Raw genomic sequence first — 13,880 nt, 5'->3', positions numbered from 1 at the left:
ACCCCGGCCTGACGGCCCGGGCAAATCGTCTATCTCCTCGCGCGGCAGAGCCTGGTTGGCGAAGGGCCCACAGCGATTATCCATAGCTATCAGAACCAAGCCATAGATAAATTATTACATTATGCTCGCAGGAGAGCGCCTACCCGAGAAAGGGACGGCAGCATCACAGCTCACGCAACTGCTCTAAGCCTGACGGGGCGGCGACTCCGGCCGAACGACCTGAAAGCCTGTGGCTAGAACACGCGATCCGGGCGGTCAGCAGCTGAGCTGCTCCTACCCAGCTGCATGACCGATAAGCCAAAGGCCCGGCGCTGCCAGGCCTTTGCGGAGTCAGTGGGCGACGCGGCTGGTGCCGTCCACTGTCATGATGCGAACCCGCTCACCCACCCGGAAAATCTCGTTTTCCTGCACGGCCTGGACATAGGCACGCAGGCTGCCGTCGTCCTCGCGCACGGTAATCTCCACGCCCTGAGTGCGAGTCAGACCTTCCTCAGCGGCGGCCCCCAGCAGGCCACCTGCCACGGCGCCAATCACCGCCGCCACGGCCGATCCGCGTCCGCCGCCAACACCGCTACCGGCCACGCCGCCGATGACCGCACCGGCACCCGCACCAATCGGGGTCTTGGTCCCTTCGATCTGCACCGGTCGCAGCATCTCGATGGTGCCCATGCGCACGGTCTGCACCTTGCGCGCCTCATCGCGACTGTAGGTGTCGCCGGTCAGGCTTGACGCGCAACCGCCCAGAGTCAGGCTGAGGGCAACGAAAACGGCAGTGAACAGCTTGGAATTGCGCATCGGGTTATCTCCAGTTTGAGCGATAAATATTAGACAGCGAGCACTGCCAACTGTCACTCGCGAGGGACGATTTCCATCAGCACTCAACAGTATAGAGATGGGGTGCGACATCAGGCCCGCTATACACTCCCCAGATCCGCGGGCAGGATCGGAGTAATCGTCTCGAGAGACCGCCATGGACTACTTCATCGTCGCCATCACCACGATCGCCGGGTTGTACTTCCACTGGTGGCTATACGTACGTATCCGCCGCTGGATGGAACGCGACCTGGCGCTGTCCATGGCCGCCGGCGACCCGGCCATGCAGGAGTACATGCTGCAGCGCCTGGCCGAGGCCAAGGCTAGCGGCGTTCGCCGCGGGCACCTGGAGGACTGGCTGCACCAGGCAGCCTGCGACTACCTGCAGCGGCGCAACTAGCCGCGCGCCATACGCCACAGCCGCGCCAGATCACCGGCCCGCGCCTGCAGTTCGGCCGCCGTGCTTGTCATGGCCTGTTCCAGGCTCTGCGGACCAGGACTGAGGGCAAAGGCGGCGTCGATACCCGCCGCATAGAGTGCCTGGTAGTCCTCGCCCAGGCTGCCCGCCAGCGCCAGCACCGGCACGCCTGCGGCGCGCGCGGTGCGCGCCACGCCCACCGGGGTCTTGCCGTGCAGGCTCTGCGAATCGAGCCGCCCCTCGCCAGTGATCACCAGGTCAGCCCCCTCGACGGCATCGGCCAGGCCGGACAGCTCGGCCACCAGCTCGATGCCCGGGCGAAAGCCCGCATGCAGGAAAGCCCTGGCGGCAAAGCCCAGGCCACCGGCGGCGCCGACGCCCGGGTGGCGGCTGTGATCCTCGCCCAGGGTGGCCGCGACTAGCCGCGCGTAATGCTCCAGCGCGGCGTCGAGCTGCTCCACCTGCTGTGGATCGGCGCCCTTCTGCGGGCCGAACACCCGCGATGCGCCCCGCGGACCGCAAAGGGGATTGTCGACATCGGCGGCGATCTCCAGCCGCGCCTGCAGCAGGCGCGGGTCCAGGCCGCCAACATCGATGCGCGCCAGCCGCGCCAGGGCCGCGCCGCCAGGCGGCAGCTCAACCTCCCGGGCATCGAGAAAGCGCACCCCCAAAGCCTGCAGCAAACCCGCACCGCCGTCATTGGTGGCGCTGCCGCCCAGGCCGAGGATGATGCGCGTGGCCCCGGCATCCAGAGCCGCGCGAATCAGTTCGCCGGTACCCAGGCTGGTGGTGACGGTGGCATCACGACGGTCACGCGGCACATGGTGCAGGCCACTGGCAGACGCCATCTCGAGCACCGCCGTGCCCTCCCCCAGCCAGCCCCAGTGGGCTAGCACCGGTTCCCCCAGCGGCCCGCACACCCGGCATTCGCGACGCTCGCCGCCGGTGGCGGCCAGCACCGCATCGACCGTGCCTTCACCGCCGTCGGCCATTGGCCGCAGCAGCAGCTCGGCCTCGGGGAACACCTGGCGCCAGCCGCGGGCAATGGCGGCGGCCACCTCGGGGGCGGACAGACTCTCCTTGAAGGAGTCGGGAGCGATGACGATCTTCATAGGCAACCTTCGAGCGAAGCGGCGCCGACAGCGCCGCCGGGAATTACAGCAGAACCAGGCTGAGCAGCCAGACGGTGATGATGCCGGCCAGGCCCTGGATCAGGGTAGCGACCGTCTGCGCGCGATAGGCCACTGCCACCGGCATGCGACTGAACTGGGTGACCACCCAGAAGAAGCTGTCGTTGGCATGCGACACGGTCATGGCGCCCGCACCGATGGCCATCACGGTGAGCACGCGACCCATCTCGCTGTCCAGGCCGAGCTGGCCGAGCATCGGTGCAACCAGCGCGGACGTGGTCACCAGGGCCACCGTGGTCGAACCCTGGGCGCTCTTCAGCGCGGCGGCCACCACGAACGGCATGAACAGGCCGATGCCCAGCGCCGACAGAGTGCTGCCCAGGTAGTCGCCCAACGGCGTGACCTTGAGCACCGCGCCGAAGGCACCACCGGCACCGGTGATCAGCAGGATCGGCGCCGCCTGCACCAGCCCCTCGACCACGTGATCATGGAACTCCTTGCGCTTGTCCTGGCTCTTGAGCAGGGTGCAGGCCAGCGCCAGGCCGACCAGCAGTGCCACCACCGGCTGACCGAGGAAGGTCAGCACGGTGAGCACGAAGCCCTCGCCCAGCGGTTTGCTGGGGAACACCGCAATCGAGCCCAGGCAGATCAGCAGGATCGGCACGAAGATCGGCGCGAACGCCTGGAAGGCGCTGGGCAGCTTGCCGTAGCGTGCCTTCAGCGCGGCGAAGTCCTCGGCGGCCGGCAGCGGCAGGCCGTCGTCCTCCAGGGCGATGTCCTTGCCGATAAAGCGATTGGCCCACCACATGCCGGCCATGGCGGTGACGAAGGCCACCAGCAGGCCCACCGCGATCACCAGCCCCAGGCTGGCATCCAGCCCCAGGTTGCCGGCGGCGGCGATCGGGCCGGGAGTCGGCGGCACGAAGGTATGAGTGGCGTAGAGCCCGGTGGCCAGCGCCACGCTCATCGCCACCACGGAGACCTTCATGCGCGCGGCCAGAGCGTTCTTCAGCGAGTTGAGGATGACGTAGCCGGAGTCGCAGAACACCGGGATCGACACTAGATAGCCGATGATCGACATGGTCAGGGTCGGGAAGCGCTCACCGAGCAGCTTGATCACCGTTTCCGCCATGGTGATGGCCGCACCGCTGCGTTCGAGGATCACCCCGATGACGGTGCCGAGCACGATGACGATGCCGATGTAACCGAGGATGCTGCCGAATCCGCCGGTGATGGTCTTGACGATCTCGGCGCTGGGCAGCTGGTAGGCGAAGCCGGCGATGAATGCAGCCGCCAGCAATGCCAGGAAGGGGTGCAGTTTGAGACGGGTGGTGGACAGCACGATGAAGGCGATCAGCGCCACCAGGATCAGGACCAGAAGCATGGCCTATTCCTCATTGTTGTTATTAGGGAGAGCCATTGTGCGGCGGTGCCAAGGGCGCCGTCCCTATGCGAACGCACCAGTCACCCGCGTCCCCGCCTGGCGATTACTGTGCAAGCGCACAGTCAGTCGTCCAACAGCTCCAGACCCAAAGTGAACAGCAGGCGCTGGTCCCGGCGCGTCAGGTCCAGGCCGCTGAGCTCGCCGATGCGCTCCAGGCGGTAGCGCAGCGTGTTGCGATGGATGCCCAGCTCGTCGGCACAGGCCTGTGGATGCCCGTCGTGCCGGCACCAGGCGAGCAGGGTCTGGCGCAGCTGGCCCTGACTATCCTGCGCCAGCACCCGGCGCAGCGGAGCCAGCCAGCGCTGCACGGACCAGTCCTGACGGCGCCCATGCAAAAACGCCTGCAGGCGATGATCCGGCAGGCGCAGCACACGCAGCTCAGGCTGCCGCGACTTGGCATAGGCATGCAGATCACGCAGGGCCAGGGCCGCTTCGCGCAGATCGGCAAAGCCGTAAAGCTCATCGCTGCACAGCAGGCGCTGCACCCCCAGCCCACGGCTATCGAGCTGCGCCAGCCAGGCCGCATCACGACCACTTTGGTAGGGCCGGCACAGCAGCAGCTGACGCACGCCGAACGGGCCGCATTGCTCGGCCTTGCCCGCCAGAGCGCTCAGCGCGCGGGCCTGGTCGCCCTCATCGGCCAGCTCCAGCAGCACCAGTTGGCGCGGCCAGGCCAGCTGCAGGCCGATACGTTCCGCCTCGGCCTGCAGCTGGGTCAGGTTGATGCTGCTATCGGCGATCTGGCGCAGCCAGGTTTCCAGCTGGTGCCGCTGCCAATGCCGCTCGGCCTGAAGCTGACGCTGCTCGACCAGCATTTCGGCGGCCATGCGCACCAGCTCGGCGTAGGGCCGCACGGTATCCGGCGCGCCGGTGATGCCGAGCACACCAATCAGCTGATCGGCATGCAGCAAGGGCAGGTTCACCCCGGGGCGCACGCCACGCAGACAGGCGGCCGCCTGTTCGTCGATTTCCACCACCCGGCGGTTGGCCAGCACCAGCTGCGCCCCCTCGTGGCGGGTATGCAGCCGGGCAGGGTCACCGCTACCGATGATCATGCCCTGTGCATCCATTACATTGATGTTGTGCGGCAGGATGGCCATGGCGCGGTCGACGATGTGCTGCGCCAGGGCGGAATCGAGCTCAAGCATGCAGCAGGCGTGGCATCAGGGCGCCAGGCGTTCGCGCAGCCAGGCGTCACCCTGCAGGCGATAGTTGAGGCGATCGTGCAGGCGGCTGGAACGCCCCTGCCAAAACTCGATGCGCTCGGCCAGCAGGCGATAGCCACCCCAGTGCGGCGGGCACTCCGGGGCACGATCAAGGAAGCGCCGCTCGGTTTCGGCCAGCAATTGCTGCAGTTCCTCGCGATCCTTGATCACCCGGCTCTGCGGCGATGCCCAGGCCCCCAGGCGGCTACCCAGCGGTCGCACCTGGAAGTAGGCATCCGACTCCTGTTCCGACACCTTCTCTACCCGCCCTTCAATGCGCACCTGCCGCTCCAGACTGGGCCAGAAGAAGGTCATGGCGGCAAAGGGCCGCGCAACGAGTTGCTGGCCCTTGGCGCTGTCGTAGTTACTGAAGAAGGTGAAGCCGCGCTCATCCAATCCCTTGAGCAGCAATACCCGGCAATGCGGCCGCCCCTCCTCATCGACCGTGGCGAGGGTCATGGCATTGGGTTCCACCGGCAGTTGTTCGGTCTTGACCGCGTCGTCGAACCAACGACGGAACAGCGCGAAGGGCTCGGCCGGGGCCTGGGCTTCGTCGAGTCCGTCGCGGGTATAGTCGCGACGCATGTCGGCAAGGGTCTGGGTCATGCGCACATCCTCTTCCAGTGATGCCGCGAGCTTACTGGGCCTTGTCCTTTTTCTTTTGATCTGCGGCAACCTGAGCCACCGGCAAATTGCCGGCGCCTGCCGGGGCCGGCTGGTTGTACTTGGCCAGCAGCGCCACCAGGGTCGGCTTCGGCGTCAGGACGATTTCCACGCGGCGGTTCAGGGCACGACCGGCATTGCTGTCGTTGGCGGCACGCGGCATGTCCGAGCCGACCCCCTTGAGCAGCAGGCGGTCACGCTGCAGGCCACTCAGGCGGAAGATCGAGGCAACGGCCTTGGCGCGATCCTCGCTGAGCTTGAAGTTGGCATCCAGCTGGCCGCGGCTGTCGGCATGACCAAGGATCAGAACGCCAGTGCGTGGATCCTTCTCGAGGATCTTGGCCACCTTGGTGAACGGGCCGAGAACGGCCGGCATCAGCATGCTCGGACGGTCCGGGTTGAACGAGCTGTCCACAGGGGCAGTCACGACCAGTACATTCTGACGCCGCTCCAGCTCCATCTTGCTGCCGCTGAGAGCTTCCTTCAGGCGCGGCTCGTACTCGTCCAGCCAGGCATTGGTGACTTCATGATCGATCTTCGGCGGCGCCTTCTTGGCGGCTGCCACAGGCTTCTCACTTTCACCGAACGGCCACCAGCTGCTGGTGGCGCCCTCTTTCTTATCGGTGTTGGCGCAAGCGGCGAGGCTCAGGCAGCAGAGCAGGACGAGTGTTTTCTTATGCATGGTCAGATCTTCCCCCAAGCAAGTTACAGGCAACGGCCCAGCATTCGCGCCAGTTTCTGCGCGCGCGGGTCCATGAGTACATATGGTCCGAGACTATTGGTGACGAAGCCGAAAGCGACGTCGTGGTCAGGGTCGGCAAAACCGACCGAGCCGCCCGCCCCCGGGTGCCCGAAAGCCTTCGGGCCCAGGCCATAGGTAGCATTGGCCACGTCCGGCTGGTCGAGCATACAGCCCAGCCCCAGACGGGTGGCGGTCAACAGGGTGCGGTCTTCGCCGCAGGCGTGTTCGCGGGTCATCTCGCCAAGCAGCTCCGGCTCTAGCAGGCGGCCATCCAGCAGGGCTGCGTAGAAGCCGGCAAGCGCGCGGGCATTGCCGTGGCCATTGGCCGCCGGCTGTTGCATGCGCCGCCATTCCGGCTTGTTGGTACTGGTGAGAATAGACGGCGGATTGGCGAAGGCACAGGTGGTCAGTGACGCCGGTTCGCTCATCATGCATTTGAGCAGGCGCTGGGCGGCGGCATCGCCCATGTCGCCCTTCTTGCGGGCGATGTGGGCGACGCGCGGGAACTCCTCGTCGGCCAGGCCGACGTGGAAGTCGAGCCCCAGCGGCCGGGCAATGCGCGCGACGATGGATTCGCCCGGGCCGCGGCCGTCGGCCCGGCGCAACAGCTCGCCGACCAGCCAGCCATAGGTGATCGGTGAATAGCCATGGGTCTCGCCAGGCGTCCACCACGGGCGCTCCGCAGCCAGGGCGCTGGTCATCTGCGCCCAGTCGTACAGCGCCTCGGCCGGCAGCGGCGCGTGCAGGGCCGGCAAGCCGGCGCGATGGCAGAGCAGCTGACGCAGGGTCACACGCTCCTTGCCGGCGGCGGCGAACTCCGGCCACCAGCGGGCCACGGGAGCGTCCAGCTCGAGCTTGCCCTGCTCCACCAGCTGCAGGGCGGCGACGGCGGCGAAGGTCTTGGTGCAGGAGAACAGGTTGAGGATGGTGTCGCTGTGCCAGGCCTGCGCACCGTCCTTATCGGCAGTACCGGCCCAGATATCGACGACGGTCTCGCCACCGACCTGCACGCACAGGGCAGCGCCTCGTTCCTGCGGATCGTCGAAAAGTTCGGCGAAGGCGTCTTTCAGCGCCTCGAAGCGCAGGTCGAAATAACCCTGAATCTGCAACCTGATACTCCTCGGTCAGAATGGCGGGCATTGTTCCAGCCTCGGCCTGTCATGTGAATCCTGGCATCTCGCTCAGGTCACTCGCTCAGACCAACGGTCTGCCGGACGGGCCGGGTCTTGACGGTTTCAGGGCTTGGCGGGCGTCTGCGCAGGCTTCACCAACCATTGTGCCGGCACGGCCAGGTTGGCCTTGCGCACCGCCTCGACGAAGCCCTGCCAGGGCCGGTCGGTGATGGCGACCAGGCCGAAGTGACCGTTCTCGCCATCGAGCAGGCGGCCACTGGCGGGCTGATCGAGGTACTGGAACCAGTGCACACCGACGATTGCCGGCTCCTCCAGGGCCCTGGCCAGGAAGTGGGCATAGGCAGGGCCACGCTCCTCTTCTTTATAGGTCTCGGCAACGCCGCCCCAGAACGGGCCGCGGTCACGCGAGCCGAAGTGGAACTCGGTGACCAGTACCGGCTTGTCCAGCGCCCGCAGGGTGGCGAAGTCGTAGCCGTGCTGCGGTTCGCGCACATAGAAGTTGAAGCTGAGCACGTCGCAATGGCGGGCGCAGGCCTCGATGGCCTCCGGCGTGGCAATGGCGAAGCGGCCGCCGAGCAGCATATGGTTGGGCGCATGCCATTTCAGCGAATCGGCGATGGTTTTGAAGTAGGTCTCGGCGAACAGCTGCTGGAAGCGCTGCAGGTCCTGCTCGATCTGCGGGAACTCGGCGCTCGGCAACGGCGCCTCGAAGCCCGGATCCTCCATCAGCTCCCAGGCCTTGAGCTCAATGCCCCAGGCCTTGGACAGGCCGTTCTGGTTGCGGTACTTGTCGCGCAGCTGCTTGAGGAAGGCACGCTTGGCCGGCACATCGGTGGTCAGGCGCAGGGTGCCGTAAGCCAGGGCATAACGCGCCTTCGGGTCGGTGCCGGGCGCGGCCCAGGCCAGTTCGTTGTCGGCGAAGAAGCCGAGCAACCAGGGATCGTCGCGACGGTCGCGGGTGGCGATGGCGATGGCGCGTTCGGCGGCCATGGCGAAGCGTGGGTCGAACGGGTCGGGCATGCCGCCCCACCAGTCATGCCCCGTGCTGATGGTGGCGTAGTCCCCGGAAATCGACAGCGGAATGCTGTAGGGCATGCGCTTGGCCGCGCCCAGGGTGTCGTCGCTCCAGTTGCCCAGGCTGTTGAAACCCCAGGCCTGCAGGCGGTCAAGGGCATGCTGGGTCCAGCGCTCGGCATCGAACCCGGGCGGCGGGCAGGCCACGGCCTCTGCCGGCGCTGGGGTGGCGGCCAGCGGCGTGGGAGGCACTGGGCACGGCTGCGCATGGCTGCGCTGCAGGTTGGCCCGGTAGAAGTCGAACCAGCGCCCGTGATCAAAGGCGCGACCACGACTGGCACCGCTGTCGCTGCGGCTGTCTCGCTTGCCGTAATAGGCGGCCAGCGGCTCGCCATCCTTGGGCAGTGCACTGAACATGCTCTCGCGACCTTCGACGTAGGTCTGGCTCTGCCAGGCGCTGACTGCATTGACGCCAAGGGAATAGAAGGGATTGCCCTCCGGAGTGACCAGATACCAGCGGCCGTCACGCTTTTCGCTGCGGAAGAAACCGCTGGCCTCGAAACTCGGTCCGCCCAGCCAGCCGCCGAACTTGTCCTGCTGCGGGCGCTCGGCCAGCCAGGTCTTGAGCTGTTCGGCCTCGCGTGCCGCGCCGTCACGCAGCTGCTGCTCCTTGCTCACCTTCTCCGGCCACTGGCCGCGGCTGTACTGGCCGAAGGCATCGATGATGCCGGTATAGACGGCCTTCTGTGCGGCATCGCCAGCCTGTACGCCGAAGCGACCGAGCAGAATGCTCTGCGCGGCGTCCGGCTTGCTCATGCTCAGGGTCACGGCGCTGACCTGGGCCAGGTTCAGCTCGCCTTCCACGGTGTCGGCCAGCAGTACGCGCTGACCGTCCACGGTCACCGGCATCGGCGGCGCGGCGCGCATGCCCTGGGCCCGTGGCGAGGTGGCGGCGAGCGGCATCAGCAGCGTCTGCGCCGGGCCGGCCGGCAGCGCGATACGGCTGGTCAGCTGCTTGCCGTCGCGACTCTCGATACGCACTTCCAGGGTGATGGCCCAGTCCATGGCGTTCTGCAGGCGCAGGCTCATGGCACCTGCCTGCGACCAGTCCCAGTCGCCGGTCTGCGGGCTCAGGCGCATGCTGGGATTATCGGCGGCGTTGAAGGTGTAGCGACGCAGCACCTCGCCTTCGGGGGTGGCCTCGGCCGTCAGCTCGGGAAAGCTGGCGAACTGGCTCTCGACCTTCACCACGTCGGTGGGCTTGATGAAACTGAACAGGGTCTGCTGGCCCTCGGGAGCGGCCACTGCAGGCGCGGCGAAATGGAGGGCAAGGACGAGGGGAAGATAACGGCGAATCATCGAACTGGTACTCCGGAAGATGGCCAAGTAGACACCAGGCGGGCCTGCCATTGCCACCCCGGAACGCTTTAACTGGGCGCTTCGGCAAGCTCCAGCAGGCAGTCGACCCAGGCCTCCAGCCGCGCCCTGGCCCGCACCGCCCCTTCGCTGGCGTCGCTCTGCCCGGCCGCCAGCAGGCGCTGCGCCGCCACCTGCAGCGCGAGGGCAAAGGCTGACGCATCGCCCTGCCAGCTCACCACCTCGTGCAACAACCCCAGCTCGGCGGCGCGCTGCGCGTTACCGAGCTGCTCCGGCTGGTCGGTGACCAGCAGCAGGATCGGCCGGCCATAGACCTGGGCAACGGACAGCGCCGCCATGCCTGGCGCCGAGACGATCAAGGCACTGCTTGCCGCTACCTCGACCCACTGCGGATCGCGCGCCAGCCAGCCAGGTCGCCCGGCATAGCCTTCGCCGACCCGCAGACTGTCGAGCCCGGCAGCCGCCAACCCCTGCTCCAATCCTTCGGCCAGCAGCGGGTCACGAAAGTGCGGATTGAGGTACACGGCCGCCCGCGCGCCCTGCGTGGGCGCCTGACTCGCCGCCAGGGCCACCGGCGTCGGCAGGTTGAAGCTGCCCGACGCCGTGCACTGCGCCTCTGCATAGGCAAAGTCGTGCTGCAAACGCGCCCGCGCCCGCCCCAGCTCGAAGCCGATGGCCGCGGCAAACGCCCGCGCCAGCCAGTGCGGCAGGCGCCCCTCGAAATTGCTCTGCAGCGCCCGGCGCAGGCTGGCGCCATACACATGCACCACCTTGTTCCGCCAGCCGGGCAGGCAGCCCATCACCAGTAGCGCTGGGTGAAAAGAGTCGTTGACCAGCAGATCGATGTCAGCCATCAGCCGCCGCAGACGCCAGATATCGCGCAGCATGTGCCGGGGGTTGAACAGGTAGCGCGCGACGTTGCGGTCGGTGGCCGCGCGCAGCATGTTCTGCTGCGCATCGAACTGCACCGCGTAGTGCCGCGACAGCACCTCGGCGGCAATACCGAACTCACCGAGGAAGGTCGCGCCCTCCTCCGAGGTGGTCAGCACCCGCACCTCGGCGCCACGTTCGATCAGGGCACGACTCAGCAGCTGGGCACGCATCAGGTGGCCACGCGCATCGGCAGTGGCCAGGTAGATAATCCGCGGGTTCATTCGACGAAACGCGCCCTCAGCCGCAGCCACACGCCGGCCAGGTACATACCGACTGCACCGCTGACGCCAAAGGAACGGTCTACCGCCCGCGCCTCGGCCAGCAAACGCTGCAGATGGGGCATCTCCGCGTCGCTGACGCTGAGGCTCAGGGTGCGCATGCACAGCCGCACGTGCTTGCCTTCGTCATGCAGCACGCGGGCGAGCAGCGGTTGCAGCGGATGGTCGGCGGGCAGCACCGCACGATGACGGGTCAGCACCCGCTCGGCCATCTGCTCGGCACACAGGCCGATGGCGTAGGCCGGCACCAGCACGCCCTGCTGGAAGTACGGCGCATGGCGCCGGGCGATACGCTGCCAGCGGCCGATCTTGGCGCGGCTGAGCCAGTCCGGCCGCAGCTCGACCGGTGGCTGCATGCCGCGCTCGCGCATGGCGGCGGCAAACAGCTCGCTGTGCTCCTGCTCTTCGCGCAGGTGCTGGTCGACCTGGCGCTGCAGCCAGGCCGGAGCGGTCGGCATCAGCTCGTGCTGCAGAGTCTTCTCGGTAGCTTCCTCGCCGATCAAGTAGACGCGCAGCAACAGCAGTTCGCCGGCCCGGCTGGCGTGCAGCTGACGCAGAGCCGCGCGCTTGATGCGGTCGACCAGCCAGGCCTGCAGGCGCGGCCAGCCGCGCAGGCGTGGCGCGGCGAAAGCCGCCAAGTGCACGACGGTCATGGACTGGCGTGCTGCTGGCCGCTGAGCACCAGGCCGATGAAGCTGTCCTGCAGGAAAGCCTGACCTGCCGTGCCGGCCTGCGGATAGTCGACCTGCTGGCCACGGAAACTCAGGTAGCCCTTGCCGTCGCGGGCGCCGAGCAGCAGCTTGTCATGCTTGGCAAAACCCACCTCGCGCAGCGGCTGCAGCAGCTCGACCTGCTCCATGCCGAACAGGAACAGGTCGCGCTGGATCACCGAGAGTGGCAAACGGCTGCGCAGGGCCTGCAGTTCCAGGGTCCAGTCGCCGTGCTGCAGTGCCTTGGCCAGATCGGCGTGACCGCCCGGCACATGCAGGCTGGCGCGCACCGCCGGCAGCGCGGCCTTGCCCAGGCCCAGGGCGATGGTGATATCCGAGTACTCCGCCTTGGCCGCTTCGACCCGGTTGTCGCGCACCTGGACGAACTGCTTGGCCAGCTTGGCCGCGGTGGAAGGCGAGGCCAGCGTGCGCAGCGCCTGTTCATGGGTGAGCAGCACCTGGCGCTGGCCATCGACCTCGGCCTCGACGCGCAGGGCGTCCAGCTTCACCTCGGTCAGATCGCCCGGCACCGGCGCATGGGCATGCACGCTGGTACTCCAGTCCTGACCATCCTTGCTGACCAGCAGGTGCAGGCTGACCGGCACCAGACGGCCGTCAGCGGCCCTGGCCTGGCCGTGCAGCAGCACGTCACCGATGACCGCGTCGTCGGCATAGTCCCGGGTGTTGCGGAACAGGATGGTGCCGGCGGCACGGTCCAGCTCGACGCGGCTGTACGCATCGTCCAGGGCGATGCGGTTACAGTCGCTGAGCACGCCCAGCGGGCAGCCACTGGCGCTGGCGAAGACATGCACGCCACGCTCGCTGAATACTTCGGCCTGGGCCATTCCGGCGCCCAGCAACAGGGCCAGCAGGGTACTGCGCGGTAGCCATTTCGACGCTTCCATGGTCGTTCCTCAGTGAGTGGCGGGCTTGTGGTAGGACAGCGCCTGGGCATCGGCCTCGGCCTTGCCGAGCGTATTGATCCCCAGGCCACGGGCCAGGGCGCCGCACATGTCGATGGCGGAGAAGGCGGCAATCAGAGCCATGGCGCCGATCCGTCGCAATCCGCGCACGGGTGGCAGGTCCTGGTGGTTGAGCGCGCGCAGGCTGTAACCCAGGCGGGCAAACAGGATGCACAGCGGTGCCAGCGGGCCACTGCGCGCGAACCAGTGCAGCCGGGCCGGCAGGTAGGCCTGCACCAGGTAGGGCGTCAGGCCGACCGAGTCCTGGCCGCGCATCCAGCGCAGCTTGATGGCCTCAGCGCGACTGTCCGGCAGGCGGTGCTCGGTATGCGCCGCGGCGGCGTAGTGCAGCGCGATGCCGGCGGCTTGCAGGCGCAGGCCGAGGACCTGGCAGTGGGCGCGATAGACACCGTCCAGCGCCTGATAGGCATGCTCGGCGAACACCTCGCGGCGGAACACCACATTGTTGGCGTAGAAGTTACGGGTGGCGCCGGCCTGCAGCGGGCTGGGGAAATACATGAAGTCGATGGTGGTCAGCGCCGTGCCGGCGAGGCTGCTGCTGTAGCTGGTGCGCCCGGCCACCACGGCCGGCGGCTGCTCGACGCACAACGGCAACAGCAGCTGTTCGAGCCAGTCTACGGCGGGAATGCAGTCGGCATCGGCGAACACCACATGATCGCAATGCGCCGCATCCAGGGCCGCGAAGCCGAGGTTCTTCGCCGCGTAGTAGCCGGTGCTGGCGTCGATCAGGACGAACTGCAGCGCCAGGCCGGAGCTGCGCCGCAATTCGTCGCAGACCGGCTCAGGCAGGCCATCATGGGTCACCACCACCTGGCCCAGGCGGCTCAGCGCGAGACTCTGGCCCTTGAGGTGCTCGAACAGACGCGCGAGGCTGCCGGCCACCTTGGCCAGGTCGGCGCCACCGCGCAGGTTGTTGGTTTCCAGTACCAGGGCCGTGCGTGCGGCCAGATCATGCAGGTTCATCCTTGCCCCTCGGTTCATCCATGAGCGATGGCGGCAGACTACCAGGCCGCCATCCGCACCGACTTGCACCAGCT

Annotated in this window: 12 protein-coding genes and 1 pseudogene; 1 reads left to right on the top strand and 12 read right to left on the bottom strand. The window is 67.4% G+C overall.

Features of this window, described 5'->3' with window-relative positions:
• Nucleotides 1-330: 330 nt before the first annotated feature.
• Nucleotides 331-795, bottom strand: a complete 465-nt coding sequence (locus tag ACOAPY_RS08305) for an outer membrane lipoprotein (RefSeq protein ID WP_465156108.1) — start codon at nt 793-795, stop codon at nt 331-333.
• Nucleotides 796-970: 175 nt separating this feature from the next.
• On the opposite strand from ACOAPY_RS08305, the gene ACOAPY_RS08300 reads away from it, so the two are divergent.
• On the top strand, nt 971-1,213 hold the full coding sequence (locus ACOAPY_RS08300) for a hypothetical protein (RefSeq protein WP_465156107.1): 243 nt from the start codon (nt 971-973) through the stop codon (nt 1,211-1,213).
• On the opposite strand, the gene ACOAPY_RS08295 is transcribed toward ACOAPY_RS08300, so the two are convergent.
• The 11 genes and pseudogenes from ACOAPY_RS08295 to ACOAPY_RS08245 all read right to left on the bottom strand — a co-directional run bounded on the left by ACOAPY_RS08295 (nt 1,210) and on the right by ACOAPY_RS08245 (nt 13,806).
• Nucleotides 1,210-2,343: a glycerate kinase gene (locus ACOAPY_RS08295; RefSeq protein WP_465156105.1), complete on the bottom strand. Its 1,134-nt coding sequence runs from the start codon at nt 2,341-2,343 to the stop codon at nt 1,210-1,212. The two genes, ACOAPY_RS08300 and ACOAPY_RS08295, sit on opposite strands and share 4 nt — an antisense overlap.
• A 43-nt stretch (nt 2,344-2,386) precedes the next feature.
• Entirely contained in the window at nt 2,387-3,745 is a 1,359-nt protein-coding gene (locus tag ACOAPY_RS08290; protein WP_280002208.1) for a GntP family permease, read from the bottom strand.
• A 122-nt stretch (nt 3,746-3,867) separates the two neighbouring features.
• Nucleotides 3,868-4,953, bottom strand: coding sequence for a sugar diacid recognition domain-containing protein (locus tag ACOAPY_RS08285; RefSeq protein WP_465156104.1), 1,086 nt, complete (start codon nt 4,951-4,953; stop codon nt 3,868-3,870).
• Nucleotides 4,954-4,968: 15 nt separating this feature from the next.
• On the bottom strand, nt 4,969-5,616 hold the full coding sequence (gene pdxH / locus ACOAPY_RS08280) for a pyridoxamine 5'-phosphate oxidase (protein ID WP_465156102.1): 648 nt from the start codon (nt 5,614-5,616) through the stop codon (nt 4,969-4,971).
• A gap of 49 nt (nt 5,617-5,665) precedes the next feature.
• Nucleotides 5,666-6,355: pseudogene (locus ACOAPY_RS08275) on the bottom strand (OmpA family protein); the annotation flags it as partial.
• Between the two features lie 23 nt (nt 6,356-6,378).
• Nucleotides 6,379-7,524, bottom strand: coding sequence for a serine hydrolase domain-containing protein (locus tag ACOAPY_RS08270; RefSeq protein ID WP_465156101.1), 1,146 nt, complete (start codon nt 7,522-7,524; stop codon nt 6,379-6,381).
• Nucleotides 7,525-7,650: 126 nt separating this feature from the next.
• Nucleotides 7,651-9,921 (bottom strand): beta-agarase, encoded by a 2,271-nt coding sequence (locus ACOAPY_RS08265; RefSeq protein ID WP_465156099.1) that lies wholly within the window; start codon nt 9,919-9,921, stop codon nt 7,651-7,653.
• A 68-nt stretch (nt 9,922-9,989) separates the two neighbouring features.
• The gene (locus tag ACOAPY_RS08260; protein ID WP_465156098.1) at nt 9,990-11,093 is read right to left on the bottom strand and encodes a glycosyltransferase family protein; all 1,104 of its coding nucleotides are present in this window, start codon (nt 11,091-11,093) and stop codon (nt 9,990-9,992) included.
• Nucleotides 11,090-11,803: a hypothetical protein gene (locus tag ACOAPY_RS08255; protein ID WP_465156096.1), complete on the bottom strand. Its 714-nt coding sequence runs from the start codon at nt 11,801-11,803 to the stop codon at nt 11,090-11,092. The genes ACOAPY_RS08260 and ACOAPY_RS08255 overlap by 4 nt, the downstream gene beginning before the upstream one ends.
• Nucleotides 11,800-12,765 (bottom strand): hypothetical protein, encoded by a 966-nt coding sequence (locus tag ACOAPY_RS08250; RefSeq protein WP_465156095.1) that lies wholly within the window; start codon nt 12,763-12,765, stop codon nt 11,800-11,802. The genes ACOAPY_RS08255 and ACOAPY_RS08250 overlap by 4 nt, the downstream gene beginning before the upstream one ends.
• Nucleotides 12,766-12,774: 9 nt before the next feature.
• A complete protein-coding gene (locus ACOAPY_RS08245; RefSeq protein ID WP_465156093.1) occupies nt 12,775-13,806 on the bottom strand; it encodes a glycosyltransferase family 2 protein in 1,032 nt (343 codons plus the stop codon).
• Nucleotides 13,807-13,880: the final 74 nt, after the last annotated feature.

The sequence above is a fragment of the Pseudomonas stagnisoli genome, assembly GCF_048595745.1.
Taxonomy (GTDB): Bacteria; Pseudomonadota; Gammaproteobacteria; order Pseudomonadales; family Pseudomonadaceae; genus Aquipseudomonas; species Aquipseudomonas alcaligenes_A.
This window is presented reverse-complemented; position numbering and strand designations above follow the sequence as displayed.